The 18,426-nt window shown below is 65.5% G+C and carries 19 protein-coding genes; 11 read left to right on the top strand and 8 right to left on the bottom strand.

The genetic code is table 11. The features are described 5' to 3' along the window. Positions 1-218 precede the first annotated feature (218 nt). The 3 genes from IBX18_RS09470 (at position 219) to IBX18_RS09460 (ending at position 3,273) form a co-directional block, all read left to right on the top strand. Positions 219-377, top strand: coding sequence for a hypothetical protein (locus IBX18_RS09470; RefSeq protein WP_194833332.1), 159 nt, complete (start codon positions 219-221; stop codon positions 375-377). A 203-nt stretch (positions 378-580) separates the two neighbouring features. Continuing rightward, positions 581-856, top strand: coding sequence for a hypothetical protein (locus tag IBX18_RS09465; RefSeq protein WP_194833774.1), 276 nt, complete (start codon positions 581-583; stop codon positions 854-856). Between the two features lie 209 nt (positions 857-1,065). Next, positions 1,066-3,273, top strand: a complete 2,208-nt coding sequence (locus IBX18_RS09460; protein WP_194833331.1) for a molybdopterin oxidoreductase family protein — start codon at positions 1,066-1,068, stop codon at positions 3,271-3,273. On the opposite strand, the gene IBX18_RS09455 is transcribed toward IBX18_RS09460, so the two are convergent. The 3 genes from IBX18_RS09455 to IBX18_RS09445 all read right to left on the bottom strand — a co-directional run bounded on the left by IBX18_RS09455 (position 3,266) and on the right by IBX18_RS09445 (position 5,696). After that, positions 3,266-3,892: a histidine phosphatase family protein gene (locus IBX18_RS09455; protein ID WP_194833330.1), complete on the bottom strand. Its 627-nt coding sequence runs from the start codon at positions 3,890-3,892 to the stop codon at positions 3,266-3,268. The two genes, IBX18_RS09460 and IBX18_RS09455, sit on opposite strands and share 8 nt — an antisense overlap. A 152-nt stretch (positions 3,893-4,044) precedes the next feature. Beyond that, the gene (locus IBX18_RS09450; protein WP_194833329.1) at positions 4,045-4,431 is read right to left on the bottom strand and encodes a hypothetical protein; all 387 of its coding nucleotides are present in this window, start codon (positions 4,429-4,431) and stop codon (positions 4,045-4,047) included. Between the two features lie 377 nt (positions 4,432-4,808). After that, positions 4,809-5,696, bottom strand: coding sequence for an SGNH/GDSL hydrolase family protein (locus IBX18_RS09445; protein WP_194833328.1), 888 nt, complete (start codon positions 5,694-5,696; stop codon positions 4,809-4,811). Between the two features lie 110 nt (positions 5,697-5,806). Here IBX18_RS09445 and IBX18_RS09440 point away from each other — a divergent pair, with 110 nt between their 5' ends. Next, entirely contained in the window at positions 5,807-6,460 is a 654-nt protein-coding gene (locus IBX18_RS09440; RefSeq protein ID WP_194833327.1) for a hypothetical protein, read from the top strand. Then, positions 6,457-6,894, top strand: coding sequence for a hypothetical protein (locus IBX18_RS09435; RefSeq protein ID WP_194833326.1), 438 nt, complete (start codon positions 6,457-6,459; stop codon positions 6,892-6,894). The genes IBX18_RS09440 and IBX18_RS09435 overlap by 4 nt, the downstream gene beginning before the upstream one ends. A 180-nt stretch (positions 6,895-7,074) precedes the next feature. On the opposite strand, the gene IBX18_RS09430 is transcribed toward IBX18_RS09435, so the two are convergent. After that, a complete protein-coding gene (locus tag IBX18_RS09430; protein WP_194833325.1) occupies positions 7,075-7,728 on the bottom strand; it encodes a YitT family protein in 654 nt (217 codons plus the stop codon). A gap of 194 nt (positions 7,729-7,922) precedes the next feature. On the opposite strand from IBX18_RS09430, the gene IBX18_RS09425 reads away from it, so the two are divergent. Continuing rightward, complete coding sequence (locus tag IBX18_RS09425; protein WP_194833324.1) at positions 7,923-8,063, top strand: hypothetical protein; 141 nt, start codon at positions 7,923-7,925, stop codon at positions 8,061-8,063. Positions 8,064-8,590: 527 nt separating this feature from the next. Here the strand turns inward: IBX18_RS09425 and IBX18_RS09420 are convergent. From IBX18_RS09420 to IBX18_RS09405, 4 genes are all read right to left on the bottom strand, one after another. Continuing rightward, the gene (locus tag IBX18_RS09420; protein ID WP_194833323.1) at positions 8,591-9,094 is read right to left on the bottom strand and encodes a DinB family protein; all 504 of its coding nucleotides are present in this window, start codon (positions 9,092-9,094) and stop codon (positions 8,591-8,593) included. A gap of 320 nt (positions 9,095-9,414) precedes the next feature. Then, entirely contained in the window at positions 9,415-9,858 is a 444-nt protein-coding gene (locus IBX18_RS09415) for an SRPBCC domain-containing protein (protein WP_194833322.1), read from the bottom strand. A gap of 15 nt (positions 9,859-9,873) precedes the next feature. Continuing rightward, a complete protein-coding gene (locus IBX18_RS09410; protein WP_107656705.1) occupies positions 9,874-10,212 on the bottom strand; it encodes a metalloregulator ArsR/SmtB family transcription factor in 339 nt (112 codons plus the stop codon). Further along, positions 10,209-10,673: an SRPBCC domain-containing protein gene (locus IBX18_RS09405; RefSeq protein WP_194833321.1), complete on the bottom strand. Its 465-nt coding sequence runs from the start codon at positions 10,671-10,673 to the stop codon at positions 10,209-10,211. Before IBX18_RS09405 ends, IBX18_RS09410 begins: the two co-directional genes overlap by 4 nt. A gap of 202 nt (positions 10,674-10,875) precedes the next feature. Between IBX18_RS09405 and IBX18_RS09400 the strand changes: the two genes are divergently transcribed. The 5 genes from IBX18_RS09400 (at position 10,876) to IBX18_RS09380 (ending at position 18,352) form a co-directional block, all read left to right on the top strand. Continuing rightward, entirely contained in the window at positions 10,876-13,113 is a 2,238-nt protein-coding gene (locus tag IBX18_RS09400; protein WP_194833320.1) for a serine/threonine-protein kinase, read from the top strand. Between the two features lie 12 nt (positions 13,114-13,125). After that, complete coding sequence (locus tag IBX18_RS09395; RefSeq protein WP_194833319.1) at positions 13,126-14,274, top strand: epoxide hydrolase family protein; 1,149 nt, start codon at positions 13,126-13,128, stop codon at positions 14,272-14,274. Positions 14,275-14,737: 463 nt separating this feature from the next. Next, positions 14,738-15,454, top strand: coding sequence for a metal-dependent hydrolase (locus IBX18_RS09390; RefSeq protein WP_194833318.1), 717 nt, complete (start codon positions 14,738-14,740; stop codon positions 15,452-15,454). 438 nt (positions 15,455-15,892) lie between these two features. Next, the gene (locus tag IBX18_RS09385) at positions 15,893-16,897 is read left to right on the top strand and encodes an SMP-30/gluconolactonase/LRE family protein (protein ID WP_306796206.1); all 1,005 of its coding nucleotides are present in this window, start codon (positions 15,893-15,895) and stop codon (positions 16,895-16,897) included. Between the two features lie 195 nt (positions 16,898-17,092). Beyond that, complete coding sequence (locus IBX18_RS09380) at positions 17,093-18,352, top strand: alpha/beta hydrolase (protein ID WP_194833317.1); 1,260 nt, start codon at positions 17,093-17,095, stop codon at positions 18,350-18,352. Positions 18,353-18,426 lie beyond the last annotated feature (74 nt).

The following is an 18,426-nucleotide window of genomic DNA, read 5'->3' as shown; positions in this document are numbered from 1 at the left end:
GCCGAATGGGCCTGCGACGGCGCGTTTTCCAAACGGACCCCAAGCGAGCAGTCTCGCGCCCGCACCTTCGTGGCCGCAGGTGTAGTCGTGCAGGCTCTGCCGAAGCAGGTCCTCCCCGGGGTTGAGCGCGCGTCATGAATCGCTGGGCGGTGGGATGTCCGGCCGCAGCGAGGAGGCCGGGTCAGCAGAACCGCCAGAGGCACGTCCTCTTCGGAGCGTTGGCAACCAAGCAGGGCCCGAGGGCAGATACCGCCCCGGACCTGCTCGACGGCCGCCGCGCCAGTGCCCACAAGCCAGTGCCCACCGACGTGGACCGCCAACTTCTCGACGGCAGTCGAGGTCCGCGCAACACCGGCGGCATCAAGGACGACGGCTGACCGCAACCCACCGGCTGACCCGCCGAGGTCCGCACGGTCGAGCCGCGCTCCGCGTACTCACGGTGCCAGGCGGACCGGTATAGCGAAACGCTCGCCACGTGAATTGCGAACCGCGTGGGCAAATGCGGCCGCCTTCGGCAGACAACCCAGACCTGTCTCGGCCAGGCCGCTGCGGCCCGACCGCCGACTGCGGCGGTGGGATTGTGGACAGCTCGTTCGTCCATGCTCCTGACCATTTCGGCAAGGTGATCGGCCCGCTCACCGATCCGGCCGACGCCTTACGGCACCGGCCCCGCCAACTCCCTCAAGGCCTGATGACCTGGTCCATCAACTGGGACGGCTCCCGCAACTGGACCTTCGGCAACAACGTCAAGTCCCTCCAGGCCGCTGAGCGCAGTGACCACCCCCACCCCGACTCGCTGGCCACCACGGCCAGCGCGTCGCCTCTCGCCCACTTGACGTCGGTTGCGTGCTCTTGACTGATGCTGCAGCGTGCGTCATGAGAGTGCACGGTGCGTCAAGACGCCCGATACGGATGCGGCGACGACAGCGGCTGCCATGCCGAGTAAGACACCACCGAGGCCGAATCCCGTGGCACGTTCATGCCAACCCGATGCACCGCGAACATAGTGGTACCTACGGTTTGCTTGGTAGCCTGTGGCAAGCGAACGGCAGAAGGCGAAACACTATGAGTGCTACGACCATTGCCCGGCAGTGCACGCTGTGCGAGGCACACTGCGGAATCCTGGTTACCGTCGAGGGGCCGCAGGTGACGCGGATCGAGGGCAATCCGGCGGACGTGCTGTCGCAGGGATACATCTGCCCGAAGGCCACGGCGATGGGCGGGCTGCACCACGATCCGGATCGGTTGCGCACACCGGTGCGCCGGGTCGGTGACCGGTTCGAGCCGATCGGCTGGGATGCGGCGTTCCGGGAGATCGGGCAGCGGTTGCGGGCGGTGCGCAGCACGTATGGGCCGAGCGCGATCGGCATGTATCTGGGAAATCCGGCGGCACACAGCTCGTCGGTCATCTATGGGGCGTTGCTGCGCGCGGTGCTGCTGACCCGGAACTTCTTCTCGGCGTCGTCGATCGATCAGTTCCCGCAGGAGTTCGTGGCGTGGCGGATGTTCGGGTCGAATGTGCTGATGCCGGTCATCGATATCGACCGCACCGACCGGCTGGTGATCCTCGGCGCGAATCCGGCGGTGTCGAACGGGTCGATCACCACCATGCCCAACGCCAAGCAGCGCATCAAGGATGTGCGGGGTCGTGGCGGGAAGGTCGTGGTCATCGATCCGCGGCGGACCGAGACCGCACGGCTGGCGAATCAGCATGTTGCGGTGAGCCCGGGCGGCGATGTGTATCTGCTGCTGGCGATGCTGCACGTCTTGATCGCCGAGAACCTGTGTGACGACGACGCCATCCGCGCACAGTGCACCGGCTGGGAGCACCTGCGCACCCTGGTCGCCGAGGCGACACCGGAGCAGATGGCCCCGCACGCCGGCGTGTACGCGGACACCATCCGCATGCTCGCCCGTGAGCATGCCGCCGCGTCGTCTGCGGTGCTGTACGCGCGAATCGGTGTGTGCCAGCAGGTGACGGGCACACTCACCCACTGGCTGGTGAACACGATCAACGCGGTGACGGGGAACCTCGACCGGGTCGGTGGGCAGATGTTCGCGACACCGCCGATCGACGCGGCCCGGTTCGCGAAGTATCTGCCGATGGGTTACGGCGCGTGGACGGATCGTTCCGGCACCTACAAGTCGTTCCGCACCGAACTGCCGGTGGCGGTACTGGCGGACGAGATCCTCACCGAGGGTGACGGGCAGATCCGGGCCATGATCACCTACGCGGGCAATCCGGCACTGTCGACACCGCAGCGCGGCAGGCTCGGAGCGGCCCTTGACTCGCTCGACTTCTACGTGGCAGTGGACATGTACGTGAACGAAACCACGCGACATGCCAATATCATCCTGCCGCCGATCTCCCCGCTCGAACGCGAGGACGTCAACATCCTGTTCCCAGTGTTCAGTGTGCGCAACAACCTTCGCTACGACGCCCGCGTCTTCGACCCACCCGCCGACGGACTCGAAGACTGGCAGATCCTGGCGCGACTGATCACCGAACTGGTCCCGATACCGGCCCGGCGCTTCACCACGCGCGCGCTCAACACGCTGTTCGAGCAGTTCAGTCCCGTGCGGTTGGCGACGGCCGGGGTGGCTGCCGGTCCGTACGGGGCACTACGACGCGGCCGCAAGGGACTATCGGTCGCCAAGGCGCGTGCCTCCGCTGGTGGTATCGACCTGGGTCCGTTGAAGCCCCGGCTGCGCGCGCTGCTCGGGACGAAGGACCGCAAGGTGCACCTGGCACCCGAGAATTTCCTCGCCGCCGCGCGCACCGTGCTCGACGACGCCCGTACCGGTAACGCGCTCACCACTCCGGCCGACGGCTACGACCTCAAGTTGATCGGCCGCCGGCACCTGCGCAGCAACAACTCCTGGCTGCACAACGTCCCCGCCATGGTGAAGGGACGGGACCGCTGCACCGCGCTCATGCACTCCACCGACGCCGCCGCCCGCGGACTCACCGACGGTGAACCCGTCACGGTGACCTCACCGATCGGTGCGATCGTGGTGCCCCTGGAAGTCAGCGACGACATCCGCGCGGGCACCATCGCGATACCGCACGGGTGGGGTCATCAAGAGCCCGGTGTGGGTTGGTCGGTGGCGGCGGCGTTGCCGGGCGCGAACGTCAACCTGTTGCACGACCCGTCACTGACCGACACGTTCTCCGGCAACGCCGCGGTCAACAACACCTGGGTGACGGTCACCCGCGCGCCCGCCGAACCTGCCGTGGACGAGAACGCGACGACGGCGGTGCCGGCTAGCTGAGGTGCCGGGTGTCGCCGAGCCGTACGACTTGGCGGTTGTGGAAGTAGTCGTCCTCGCGGAGTTCGGTGATGCTGCCGGACGGGCCGTTGAACCTGGCGTAAGAGAGCGATTCGATCGGCAACTTCGTCCACGACGCCACCGCGAAGGTGATCGCGCCGCCATGTGTCACAACGATCTGATGTGCGCAGTCGCTCAACATGATCGCGTCCATCGCCGCATAGACACGCGCACCTAACGCGTACATGGTCTCCGACCCTGCAATGCCCTCATCGTGCCGCAGTCGCTCGCCGACCGCAGGCGGGGTGACGAACCGCTGCCGCAACCATTCCTGCGGTTTGCCTTCAGCCGCACCGTAAGACTTCTCTCGCAACCGAGCATCGAGCCCCGGCCGAACACGCAACTGCTCACCGATGACGTCGGCTGTCTGCGCGGCCCGTTGCAGATCCGAGGAGTGCACCTCGACCGCGTCCTGCTCAGGGATGGCACTGCGCAACGCCACCGCGATCTTCGTCGCGGCACGCAACCCCGCCGAGGTGAGTGGTGAGTCGTACCAGCCGCCGACAAGCCCGTCGACGTGATGAGTCGACTCCGGATGCGCGACGACATACAAGGTCCGCATCAAGATGTTCCTTCCATGCGCAGCAATGAGACCGGCGCGTCATTCATGAGGTATGCGGTCTTCGCAAGCGGGCAGGTCTGTATAGCGGCGCGGGCATCGACTGCGCAGTAACCTGCTGTACGCGTCGACACGGGTAGGGCTGTGATCAGTGGTCACACCGACACCACGGTAACTCGATACCCGAGGCGGATCTCCCGCCCGACGTGCGCGGCCCCACTCAGATACAACCAGCGATCGGTACCGCCACGCGGGTCCGGCAGATACGCAGCCTGGACGTGCTCGACACCGAACGGGAAGTTGCCGGAGGTCGAGGTGGCGATCCCGGTCATCAGATGGGCCTCGGCCAGCAGTTGCGGTTCGGCGGCGGTCACGGGCAGCGGCGTCGCGGTGGGGATGAAGAAACCGAACTGTTCGGGTGGAGCTCCGGAACCCTGGACGAGCATGCCGGTCACGAACAGACGCGCGATCCCGGTGTGCACCAAGCATTCCGGAGTCAACTGCAACGGTGGAGTCGGTCGCAATTCGAGTTGGAACGCCATGCGCCGAACTTTACGGTCACCGATCACCGCTGTCCTCGCGACAATCAGCGACTGCCCGAACGTTGCGCGACTGCTCCCGGACCGTCGCACACCTGAGCACCGCGCGTGTCCTATGCGCTGCAGCAAAGACGCAGCCTGCCCGCCCCGGCCTGAGCCCAGCACTGACCAGATCCGCGAACCGCCGCAGCGCACCCCGATGTGGTCGGCCTGAACCGTCTCACCCGAACGCCCGACCTGAGTGGCACATGGCAGTGTCAAACGCCGAGAGGGGTACACCGCCGTGTGCCACTCGTGAGACAGCTGGGCGAAGGGCGACTGTTCGACCGCAGGCCACGCACCACAGGCCCGCAAACTGCCGGGCGGCCTGGACTTCGGGACTACCGCCCCAGCACCGCCAGCACGCTGCGCGCCTGATGGTCGGCACCGAGCTGGTTGGGATGGAACGGCACCGCCGGGCCCGGCGGGTTGCTCGACCACGGGACCAGACCTTCGACCCAACGGGTACCGGGCGGCTGGCAGCCGTCGTGGCCGGAGCTGGTGCTGTAGGTGTCGACCAGCTCGACGCCGGTTGCTCGGGCCACGCGTGCCAGCATCGCGTTCAACTCGATGAGCTTGCGACCCAACCAGTCCGCGTCGGCGTCGGAGATCGGCACGGTGGGGAAGCAGCCGGGGCCGGTGCTGACGCCCTCGAAGTAGTCCAGCAGCAGAATGCGTGCCCGGGGTGCGCGCTGCCGGATCCCCTCGATCGACGCGGTCACCTTGTGTTCCGCCGCGGCGATGTTCACCGACATCTGGTCGACGTCGCCGGCGACGAGCGTGTCCAGGCACGGCGATACGGCCGGGTCGGCGGTCAGGCACTGCTGCACCGTCACCGCCAACTTCGCATCGTTGCCACCGATTTCGAGGGTCACCAGATCGGTCGAGGGGGTGAGCCGATCGAACTGCGGGGGATTGACCCCGAACGGGACCTGCTGCGGCGCGGTCATGTTCACCGTCATCGCCCCACCACACGTCGCATCCCGGAACACCGGCACCGCCAACGCGGCCGCCACCTGCTTGGCATAGCTACCCCGGCTCTGCGAACACCCCAGCGGCGCGAATTCGCCCGTCGCCTGCGTCAGCGACGCATCGGCCGCCCACGAATCACCCAGCGCGACATACTCACCGAATCCGGACGCCGCCGACGCCACCGGAGCTCCACTCACCGGCAACACCACACCCATTGCCGCACACGCGATCACCACTCGCGACGTCTTCCGCACCATGCCTCCACACCAGCCAGCCCGACCCAACTGGACGAGCGCCCAGTGCTGGTGAACCTAGCATCCACACCGACACCAATCTCCCGACACCCCAGCGCTATACGATGCAGCCCATGCCACACCGTCGCTCCTGCCTCGTGGCCACACTCGGAGCGCTCCTCATCGCCGTCACCACCGGCTGCATCGGCGCGGTCGACCGCGCCGACTTCGAAAAGACCATCCAGGCCCGCGGCGGCGGACTGGTCTCCGCCCTGCCCGCCGCCGCCATCGACACCCTGCGGCAACGCCTCGGCACCCCCGACATCCACGCGAGCGTCATGCTGCTCACCGCACCGGAGTCGCACAGCCTCACCGTGCAGGTCCGATCACCACAGGTCGACCGACTCCTCACGGAGAACAAGAATCTCGCCATCAAAGACAGCGCCGTCCATGTGCGTATCCGCGTGCCGGGCCGGCCGGATCAACAGGACGACTACACCTTCGCCAACGGAACCTTGCACGGCCCCACGCCGGTGCACGTATCCGCCTTCGACAACCTGGACAGCGAATCATTCGACGTCCGAGACGTTTCCGGACTGCTCAGGCTCGAGGAGGTCGTCGACACCGCGCTCACCCAGACCGGTGTGGAGAATGGACATGTCTCGTCGATCGTGGTCAGCCGCGTCGACGCCGACCTTCTCCTGAGCGTCCACGTCACCTCACCACGCACCACGATGGTCGCCCAATTCGACCGTGCCGGAACATTTTTACGGACGCAGCACCTATGAGCGAAGAGTATCGATCGGATCGGGTGGACGAGCACCTCTCCGACGACGCCCCGCGACAGTCCCCGAGGATCCTGGCGACCCTGGCCGTCATCGTCTGTTTCACCGGCATCCTCGGCTGCCTGCTTCCGATCGCCATCTGGCCCGGCGAAGCCGAGCTGACCGCACCACTGTTCTGCGAGGCACCGTTCACAGAACCGATCGTCGTCTCCGACACCTTCCACGACTCCGAAGGACGCAGCACCAACTATTCGCTGTACTGCGTCGGCGAGCGCGGCCAGTACACCGAGGCGGGATTCCTGCGGCCGTGGCTGGCGTTGTGGGCGCTGCATACCGTCATCGTGTTCGTCTTGGTGATGATGGGGCGCGCCTGGCGGTGGTGGCGTCCGGCGAAACCGGCCGAACCGGCGAAACTCACGGAATCTACGGAACTATAGGGACCCGCCCACACCCCACTTAACGTCACAGTGACGTTTTGCGGCAGGGTTCCTGTCAGCAGTCAGGGCGGCGGGGGAGTCCGCCATCACCTCGAGGCGCAGCCCGGTACAAGATCATGGGGACATGGTGCTGGCATTTCGCGAGTAGCCGACAGCGTCAAGTCCCCATGATCTTGAAGTTCAGGCGGTGACGGTGACGGGCTCATCCGTCGGCTTCACGTGAAAGCCCGGCAGGTACCGATTCGCCGCCGGGATCATCAGCTGGATCAGCGGACCGATCCCGAACGCGTAGACGAGCGTGCCGATCCCGATGCTGCCGCCGAGCAACCAGCCGGTCGACAACACCGTCACCTCGATGACAGTCCGCACCACCCACACCGACACACCGGTCCGACGAACCAGTCCAGTCATCAGTCCATCACGCGGGCCAGGACCCATCCCGGCACCGATGTACAACACCGTGGCAATCGCATTCAGCACCACCGCCGCACCCATCGCACCCGCCTGCGCCGGAATCGCCTTCCAAGCGGGCAGCAACCACAACCCGACATCGACCGAGACAGCAATGACCACCACATTGCTCACCGTCCCCAGACCGGGCCGCTGCCGCAACGGAATCCAGGCCAGCAGCACCACAATCCCGGTCACCGCCGTCACCGCACCGAAACTGATCGGCACATGGTGCGCCACACCCTGATGGAACACATCCCACGGATCCAACCCGAGCCCGGCCCGCACCATCACAGCCATCGAGAACCCGTACAACCACAACCCGACATACAGCGCGACCAACCGGCGAATCAACACCGGATCAGCATGACCGACGACTGGCATCTGAAAACAGAGCCAGTCAATAACATCTGGCCCCACAGGTGGCATGCCAGGTTGACCTGAACCCTGAGATCACCACCGCGAAACGTACCCGCCGCGGCGTAGGCGGACTATCCCTGCGACCGATGCGAGACTAGGCACGGCCGAACAACACTGGCAGACAACGAAGTCACCAGCCAGGAAGGCAAAGGAACGCCATGGGCATCTTCCGCAAGAACAGCGACAAGCCGGATCAGGATGCCGCGACGACCAAGCCGACCATCGCCGACACCGACGTAGACAGCGAGCGCCGTCGGCGGCTACTCGGCGGCTACTACGGTATCGGCAACGGAATGTGACCGGAGTGGCTGACCTCCAACAGAATTCGAGGTGCACCGCCCTACCTTCGAATCGTCACTGTGACGTTTTGAAGGTAGGGCGGTGCACCTAGGGGAGAGGTCGCAAATACCCAATCCAGAACCCGCTCAATACTTTCCGCTCGAAACGGGCGCAGACCGGAATATTTACATCGGCGAAAATCCGACCAAGGGGAGATCGACACGTTTCCGCCCGCGCAACACACGGCCGCATCGAGCAGGGGCCCGAGGAGTCCGGGTGGACTGGAGCAAGCGTCGACGAAACATCGCACATATCAACGACTTTGCCCGGTACAGGCCACCTTTATCCGCACCCGTTTCTGTGCCGATAATCAACATTATGTCAACTAACCGACATCTACCTCAGACGTGATCGACCGCAGCCCGCTCCCCGGCTGTCGCGAAGCTCGGCAGCTCCCGCCGCATGGCCCGGTGTCGAGCCCGGGGCGAGCCGCGTCGATACGCTGGCCCGCCTGCCGCTCCACAACGCCGGTACCCGAACAGTACGTTCACAAGTTCGACTGCTCCGGTATGCCCTTCTCGATCTGCTCACGCAGGATATCGCCATGCCCCGCATGCCTGGCGAACTCCTGGATCATAAGGAGCAAGGTCCATCGCATGCTGACCTTCCCCTCCCGAGGATTGTCCTTGGTGTCATCGAGCTCGAACCGGGCCGCGATCTCCCGCGACCGCTGGCTTGCCCGCTCATACTCGGCGATGACCTCCGCCAGCGTTTCATCGTCGGCGACCGCGAACGTCCCCTCGTCACGGCCCGAGTACCCATCACACTCGGATTCATCGAGCTCCGCCCAGAACCGTTGAAACCAGATCCGTTCCGCCGCCGCGGCATGCTTGATCAACGAGATCGGAGTCGTCAACGACGCAACAAGTCGACGCCGGGCATCCTCCTCGGACAGTCCGCGGACGCTCGCGATGAGTGCTTCGCGGTTGAGATCGAGCATGTTCTCGATGACCGCTCGCTCTCTGCCGTCGGTAATTCCGAAGGTACCCATAAGCTTTCGCTCCGTTTCATGGCATGGTTGAGCCCGTTGTCTGCGGGCTGATTGACACAAGGCAGCATCGATCGATCTCGAAAGAGAGAGATACGAAGAGTCCGGTGTCCGGGACGACCGGGAAAGAGAGGCGCTCGCCGCGAGGATTGCGAACCGAGCGTGGGCAATGCGGGCCGCTCTCGGCGCCGCAGCCCAGACCTGTCAGAAGGTCTGCTGCCTTGGTCAGTATGCCGTAGATATCGATTCCGGGCGAGCTTTCCGGAGCGATCGAAGCGAGAGGTACGGGGACCCATCCACATGGGCAGGTCCCCCGCTATCCCCTAGTGCCAGTTGCTGATCTGCACGTCGCGTGGGTCCGGCGCACCCGTTCCGGTCTCGACCAGCTGCTTCAAACTCATCAGGTAGATCGCCCACTTGGTGCTGCAGTGATACATGAACTCACCCGGTTCCTTCCAGCCCCGGTGCTGGAACAGGATGATCGTGAACCCTTCCTCTTCCTTCAGATCCCACACCACCTCGGTGCCGATCCATTCCTCGGGCCCGCCGACGACCTCCCACAGCACCCGCTTGCCGGGCTGCAGGTCGATGACCTTCATATCGAATCCACCTGCGGTGAACCGGAACTCGATGACTCCCCCGGGGTTCGCGTCCCCCTTCGTATCACTCGCCCACCAGCCGGCCAGGCCTTCGATCGAGGTCAAGGCCGCATAGACGTCGTCCACCGACGCCGACTCGACCCCGACCCTGTGCAGAATATCCACCATGTCGATCCCTCTCGATTACTGCTGTTTGCTGCGTTGAATGGCTTCGGCGATGCGCTTGATGCGCTGCAGCCGTGCGTCCCAGGTGGATCCGACGGCATTGAGTTGCGCGACCGCACGGGCCAGTTGGGCGTCGTCGACCCGGTAGCGCCGTTCCCGGCCCTCGGGGGTGCCGTGTACCAACCCGACCCGGTCCAGTACGCCCAGATGTCTGGCGACGGCCTGCCTGGTGACCGGTAGTCGCTCACTGAGGCTGGTAGCGGTCCCCTCACCGTCGGTGAGGAGTAGATCGAGCATGCGACGCCGGGTCGGGTCCCCTATGGCGGACCACAGATCGTCGTCGACGACACCGCTCATCGGCGCGCGACCAGCCGTTCCGCGCACTGGACGAGCCTCGGCAGGAACCAGTCCCAGCCCTTGACGTGCTCGCTGTATTCCTTTTCGAGCGCGGCGATCTCCCACCCCATCTCGCGAAAACCCGTTTCGGTCATCCGCACCGAGGTGCCGTCACCGGAGGGCACGAGTTCGAAGGTGACGAACAGAGAATTGCCGACGCCGGCGGGCTCCTCGGCCGGATGGGTCCAGCGGAAGGAGAACAACCGGTGCGGCTGCGCGTCGACCACCGTGATCGGGACGATCTGCACGTCCGGCGTACCGCGCTCCCCCCAGACGAGTTCACCGACCGCACCGGGAACCGGCTCCAGGGCCACGTCGTCGGGCCACCACTCCTTGAGATGTGCAGGGCTGCTGATGACCTCGTAGACCACCTCCGGTGTGGCCTCGACGTACATCGTCCGCTCGATCTGTCCGTACTCCATGTCGACTCCTTCGATTCGCAACCTTTTGTTGCGTATGACGTTAACCGACCATCCCATGAAGCGCAACACTTTGTTGCATGTGATGCCCGGCGACCATCGATGCCCCCAAAACCTGCGGTCACGAATAATTCAGCGGCCCCAGCGCAGGTGATCGTTTATCCTCGGGTAGGGGCTCGGGAAGCCATTTGATCGGGTGGGCCACATGGAGATGGACCGAGTGGCGGCGACGCAAACCGCGTTGACGCGACTGGTTGCCGAGTTCGACAGCGCCTGGGAGGACGCCGACGAACCACCGGACCTCGCTGCGCATCTGCCAGCCGAGAGCGGGCTGCGACGCTCGGCCCTCATCGAGCTGATCAAGGTGGACCTGCAGCATCGCTGGCGCGAGACCCGCACCGGCAAACGCCTCGCCGAATACCGGGCGCAGTTCCCCGAACTCGACGCTGCCCCACTACCACCGGACCTCATCTACGAGGAGATCACCGCACGCAGCCGCCGCGCCGACGACGAACTCGACCTCAACGAATACGAGCAGGACTTCGCCGCCCAGATGGCGCAACTGGCCACCCAGCTCGACTTCGGCAGCCACTCCGCCGAGAACTTCCGCACCACGCTGCTCTCCGACGCGACAACGAGCAACGCACTCGACACCATCGCCCCCGGCGCCACCATCGACGACTTCGACCTGCTGATCGCCCTCGGCCAAGGTGCGTTCGCCCGCGTGTTCCTCGCACGGCAGCGGTCCATGCAACGGCTTGTGGCAGTGAAGGTTTCGCGTGACCGGGGCAGCGAACCGCAGACCCTCGCCCAACTGGACCACGAGCACATCGTGCGCGTCTTCGACCAGCGCCAGATCGAGGAACAACACCTCAAGCTGATGTACATGCAGTACGTGCCGGGCGGCACCCTGCTCGGTGTGCTGCGCCTGGTCCGCAGCACTCCCCCCGCGCAACGCACCGGCCAACTACTGCTGGACGCGGTCGACGCCGCGGTCACCGCAGGCGGGGTACTGACCCCGCAACCCTCGCTCACCCGCGCCGACCTGGCCAAGCTGAGCTGGTCCGAAACCGTGGCCTGGCTGGGCAGCCGACTCGCCACCGCCCTGGACTACGCCAACCGCGCAGGCGTCCTGCACCGCGACATCAAACCGGCCAACGTCCTGCTCACCGCCGACGGACACCCCAAGCTCGCCGACTTCAATATCAGCTTCAGCACCCACATTCCGGGAGCGAGTCCGGTCGCCTACTTCGGCGGCTCACTGGCCTACATGTCCCCCGAACAGCTCGAGGCCTGCCATCCCACCATCCCCACCACGGCCGCCGACCTCGATACCCGCAGCGACCTGTATGCGCTCGCGGTCGTGCTGTGGGAACTGCTCACCGGGCGGCTCCCGTTCACCGACGAGCTCGGGCTCGCCGAATCCGACACCTCACTCACCAGGATGATCGAACTGCGTCGTCAGCCGATCGACGAGCGCCTGGCAGCCACCGCGCCACCGGACTGCCCGCAGATCCTGCGCCACGCACTGCTGAGCTGCCTGTCCCCCGACCGCGACGATCGCTACGCCAGCGGCGCCGATCTCGCCCAGCACCTCGAACTCACCCTGGACCGCACCGCCCGCGACCTCGTCGACCCACCCTCACGCAGTCTGCGCGGACGGTTGCGGATGCGGCCGATGCCCGTGGTGACACTGTCGAGCGCGCTCGGGCAGCTGCTCGGCGTCCTGTATCTGTCGGCGCACAATACGAACCTGCTCGACATGGAGCTCGGCGTCGATGGGCAGGCGCAACTCACCGAGCTGGGGTTGATCGCGGGGGCTGTCGGCTATCCGGTGGGAGTCGCGATCCTGCTGTACTGGTGCCGGCTGGTGTTCTTGGTGCCCTATGGGCTGCGGCACGGCAAGCACTACGACGAGCAAACCCTGGCCAAGGCGCGAGCGGACACCCTTGCATGTAGCGACCGTATCGCCGCTGTCTCGTTCACGGGGTGGACGCTCGCGCTGCTGGTGTTCCTCATCAAGCTGCACGACATCGCGGATCTGTCCGCCGGGCTGCTGTTCAACCTGATCGCCTCGCACTTCGTCGCGGCCGCGGTCGCCGTCGTCTACACCTATTTCCCGGTGACGTTCTTCGTACTGCGCTGGTACTACCCGGGATTGGTCGCCGCGGGGCACAGCTCCCCTGCGGAATCGAGCCAGTTGCGCCGGCTGGCGCGCCGCAGCCGGATCTACCTCGGCATCGCCGCCTCGGTCCCGCTGTTCGGCGTCGCCGCGGGTGTGGCATTCCTCCATCCGACCCAGCAACAGACGGTGCTCGCCTCGATCGTCGGGCTCTGCGTCGGCGGGCTGTTCGCTTTCCTCGGCACACTGCGCGTGTTCTATACCCTCGATTCCGATCTGCACGCGCTCGACCGCATCGTCGACCCGCACGCCCGACCGTGACAGGACAGAACCTTGCAGCCCTTCCGAATTCAGGTACCCGACCAGGAGCTCGCCGTCCTACAGGGCAGGCTGCGAGCTACCCGGTGGCCGGAGCGCGAGACCGTCCAGGACTGGTCACAAGGGGTGCCATTGGCGTACGTGCAGGACTTGTGCGCGTACTGGGCGAACGAGTATGACTGGCGGGCCACCGAGGCGCGTTTGAACGCATGGCCGAACGTGCGCACCGAGATCGATGGGCTCGGGATCCACTTCCTGCACGTCAGATCGCCGGAGCCGGGCGCGCTTCCGCTGCTGCTCACGCACGGCTGGCCGGGCTCGATCATCGAGTTCGGCAAGGTGATCGGTCCGCTCACCGATCCGGCCGCGCACGGCGGCGATCCGGCCGACGCCTTCCACCTGGTGTGCCCCTCACTGCCCGGCTACGGGTTCAGCGACCGGCCGAGCGAGCCCGGATGGGGTGTCGATCGCATCGCGGCGGCCTGGGCCGTGCTGATGGCGCTACTCGGGTATCGGCGTTATGGGGCGGCGGGCAGTGATTGGGGCACGAGCGTGTCGACGCGGCTTGCCCAGCTCGACCCCGACCATGTGGCAGGGATACACCTGCTGCCGCCGCTGGCACCGCCCGATCCGGCCACCTTCGACGACCTCACCGACCGGGAACGGGACGCGCTGCGCACGCTCGAGGAAGCGGGCCGGTGGGAATCCGGGTACTCGCGGATGCACGCCACCCGTCCGCAGACGGCCGGGTACGGACTCGTGGACTCCCCTGCCGCACTGTGCGCCTGGATCATCGAGAAGTTCTGGGCATGGACCGACTGCGACGGGCATCCGGAGAACGCGCTCACCAAGGACGAGCTGCTCGACAATCTGATGATGTACTGGCTTCCCGGTACCGGTGCGTCGGCCGCACGGCTGTATTGGGAGAGCATCGCGCAGGTCGACGAGTGGATCTCCGGGGAAGTGACGAGCACGGTAGACGTGCCGACGGGGTGTTCGGTGTTTCCGAAGGAGTTGCAGCGGCCGTCCAGGCGTTGGGCGGCAAAGCGTTTCACCGATATCCGGTACTGGAGTGAGCCGGAGCGTGGCGGGCACTTCGCTGCGTTCGAGCAGCCCGAGTTGTTCGTCGAGGATATTCGGGCGTTCTTTCGGCTCGTTCGCTGACCTGGAGCGGGAACATTTCCGCTCTCCAGCGGCACCCCTCCCCTGTCTATGCGGTTGTTGTACAGGGCATTTCCGGGATCTCGACAGCCGAATAGCGTTTATATGCATATATACGCACATCTAAGTAGCGCAATGTTCTTTCTCTTTATCACCTAGTTAGATGATGGCACCGAAGGCATCCTTTCTCCGTTCCGACACGCGGCGTCCGAACCGGGCGCGGTCGCAGAGCTTCGACTCCCCCTGAACGCCAACTCGCCCTACGTTTTCCGTCCGCTCCCCTGCCATCGCCGAGCCACGCACAGTGGGCACCGCCACCAACGACTCCTGCCTTCATCAGCCGACCCACCCTGCGACACAAACGATCCCGACCCTGCTGGGTTGCCCATCCCCCAATTCACCAGCCGCACAAGATCACTGAACCGGCATTCGCTGAACGATGCTGAGGTGAACTAACCTTCACCCGGTGCTTGGACATTCTCACGCGACCAGTGGCGCTTTGGCCTGGTCGGCGGCGGCAACGGCGCTGCCGGTCGCGATCTTGACCTACCCGACAATCCAGGATGTGTCAGGGCATCTCGGCCCCGTCGACCTGTTGCTCGGTGTGTTTTTGACGGCGGGTGCCGCGCTGTTGCCGGACGCGGATCATCCGAACGGAACGATCGCGCATGTGCTCGGCCCCATCTCCTACAACCTCTGCAAATTGATCTCGTGGATCTCCGGCGGACACCGGCACGCCACCCACTCCTTCGCCTTCGTCGCCGCGGTCTCTTATGGCACGTGGGCGGGCGAGCACTGGATCGGGCGGTGGTTCACGCTCGGGCTGGTCTTCTTCCTGCTGGCGCTGGCGGTGCGGGCATTGCATCTGTGCCCGCCGGGTGACGGAGTCGAGGCGTGGGGCACCATCGTGGTGCTAGCGGTCGCGGGAACCTTCGCGATGGATCATTGGATCTCGGACAAGCCGGTGTGGCTGCCGTTCTCCGTCGGCCTCGGCGCGTTGGTACACCTGCTCGGCGACTGCCTGACCGACCGCGGCTGCCGGCTGTTCTGGCCGTTCAAGGTCCGGACACGGGTGCCGATCATCGACCGCACGGGCAACAAGGTCGAGACATGGGTCCTGTCGCCGCTGTTCGTGCTCGGGACGCTCGCGGTGCTCTGGTACTCGATTACGCATCAGCCGTAGTTCTCCGGGCCGGCGAGCTGGTTCCAGCGGCTCGGTCCAGGCGCTTCTTCGTGATCACGGCACGTGACAGTGGCCCTTACTCGCGAGATGCCGCAGTCATGTGCCGTTGATGGGTTCTGAGTAGACGGTAGGCCCTCCCCTCCCCCTGGATTACGAGATGCCCCGCCCCCCGCAATCAATGCTGTTTTTTGAGACGGGACTACGGGCGAAGGTGACGTGAATAGGGTTGAGAATACATGGTTAGATGCGCATATCTACGTAAGAACATGTTGTTTTGCTGTTTGCGGGGCGAACACTCTGCTTCATGTCCCAACCACACGGCCGGCGCTGCACATTCGTGCCGATCATCCCCTTGCCCATCCTCGAAAGTGCCGCCTGACCTGCTCCCCTACCCTGCCATTCCCGCGGCGAGCCCGTGACCCGGCGTTACGCTGAGACGTGGCTACCTCGACTCTCCGCCCGAAACGCTGGACACCGCCGCCCGCTCCCCCGCGAGCGCGCCGAACCCGCAGTGCGCCACCGCTTCCCGAGCTCACCCGTCTCGAATTGCCAGGCGCCGGACCCGAGGACGTCGTGCTCGGGCCGGACGGACGACTCATCGTCGGCATCGATGACGGATCGATTCTCAGCGTCGATCCGTCCACCGGTGACGTGCGTGAGCTCGCGAATACCGGCGGTCGCCCGCTCGGTCTGCACGCCGATCCCGGTGGCACGCTGTTGATCTGCGACTTCGAGCGCGGCCTGCTGGAGCTCACGCCGGACGGCACGTTGAAGGTCCTGGTGGACGAGATCGACGGCGCACCCCTCCCCTTCGCCAGCAACGTGGTTCGCGACGCGGACGGCACCATCTACTTCTCGTCGTCGACGAGCCGTTTCTCACTGGCCGAGTACATGGGTGACATGCTCGAGCACTCCGGGACCGGCAGGCTGTTCCGCCGTGATCCGTCCGGCAAGGTCGAGACCTTGCTCGACAACCTGTATTTCGCCAATGGGGTGGTGCTTGCCCCCGATCGCTCGTGTGTGGTCGTCGCGGAGACCGGTGGCTATCGGGTGTCGCGATACTGGCTCACGGGGCCGAAGGCCGGCACCAGGGACTTTCTCGTGGAGAACCTTCCTGGGTTCCCGGACAATATGAGCCTCGGTAGCGACGGGCTCCTCTGGATCACGCTGCCTTCCGCGCGGAACCCGTTGCTGGACCGGCTGCTTCCGCTGCCCGGGGTGCTGCGGCGAATCGTTTGGATGCTGCCGGAGTGGGTGCAGCCGAAGCCTGCGAAGACGATCTGGGTGATGGCAGTCGACTTCGACGGGAATGTCGTGCACGACTTGCAGACCGCGGGTACGAACTTCTCGATGGTCACCGGGGTGGTGGAGCGGGACGGGGCTTTGTACCTGGGCAGCCTTACGGAGTCGGCGGTAGGGGTTACACGGGTGCCCGCTGCCTGATCACCGACTTGCCCGCCAGGTTTCGCGGGGGCGCCGACCTCCCGCTGCGTACATACGCTGGACTCCCGCAGGACGGCCGCAATAGGCCAGCAGCAGCCCCGGCCGATCACTGGCGGGCGCCGCTTACGAACCTGTGCACGCACCAAGAGCTTCCGTCGACAAGACGGTTTCAGTGAACGCTTGTACACTGAACTCATGAGTGAGCAGACCCATCAGCGGAAGGCCGAGGTCAGGGCCCTCGCTCGATTGGCGGGCGACGAGCTCGGTGGTGCGGTAGACGGCATCGCGTCGGTGCACCGGGCGATCGCCGGGCGAGTTTTCGCGGCGGTGCGGTTCGGGGTCGGTCCGGCCGCGGCGCCCGTGGAGGTGGTGCACGACGCGATCACCGACGGGGTGTACCGGATTGTCAGCGGGACGGCCGTTGCCGCAGGCCGGTTGGCCGAGCGGACCGTGGATCTGCCCGGGGCCGAGGTGCCGTCGCGCACGGTGTTCGGCGCGGGTTTCCTCGGTGCGCTACAGGGCTTGATCGGCGACGATCTGGAAGAGCTGCGGCCCATTCTCGCCGGGCCGATGACATTGCGTGTGGACGGTGATCCGGTCTCGCCCGAGCAGATCGGGAAGCATGTCGCGCGGCCGAGTTCGCGGGTGGTGGTGTTTCTGCACGGTCTGGTGGAGACCGAGCATGCGTGGCGGCTCGGTGGGCGCACGAGCTATGCCGAAGGGATCGAGCAGGATCTCGGATACAGCACCTTGCAGATCCGGTACAACAGCGGCTTGCACATTTCCGAGAATGCTCGTCAGCTGAGTGACTTGCTGGAACGGCTGGTGGCGCACTGGCCGGTTGAGGTCGAGCAGTTGTCGTTGGTCGGGCATTCGATGGGTGGGTTGATTGCCCGTGGCGCGTGCTTCGACGCGAGCGAGTCCGGGAAGGCGTGGGTGCGGAAGGTCCGGCATCTCGTGTGTCTGGGGTCGCCGCATCTGGGGGCTCCGCTCGAGCAGTTCGTGCATTACGCGTCTGCCGCGTTGGTCCGGGTGCCCGAGACTCGGCCGTTCGGTCATCTGCTGCGTCGGCGTAGCGCGGGTATTCGTGATCTGCGGCAGGGGTCGCTGGTGGACGAGGATTGGCGTGACGCGGATACGGATGATTTGACGCGCAGGGCGATTCGGGAGGTTCCGCTGCTCGATGGTGCCGACCATTACTTCGTCACCGCCTGCGTCACCCGCAGTCCACGCCATCCGCTGGGGCGGATCATCGGTGACGGGCTGGTTCTCACTCCTAGTGCCGCGGGGCGGAACCGGGCTCGGCGCATCGGGTTCGATGATGCCAATGGCTTGCACGTTCCCGCTGCCAATCACTTCTCGTTGCTGAACCACCATGCCGTCTACGAGAGGCTGCGGCGGTGGTTGAGCACCGATCCCGAAACCGCTGTCGCTCTCGACGAAGCCGCCGAGTAGAACGAAGGCGTCGACCTCTGCCAGCTGGAGGGCGCGAGCTGTAGGCAGGAGAAGCAGTTCTGTCGCGGCCCGAA

Source organism: Nocardia sp. XZ_19_369 (assembly GCF_015355715.1).
GTDB lineage: Bacteria > Actinomycetota > Actinomycetes > Mycobacteriales > Mycobacteriaceae > Nocardia.
The sequence above is the reverse complement of the archived record's forward strand: the minus strand, read 5'-3'. Positions and strand labels throughout refer to the sequence as shown.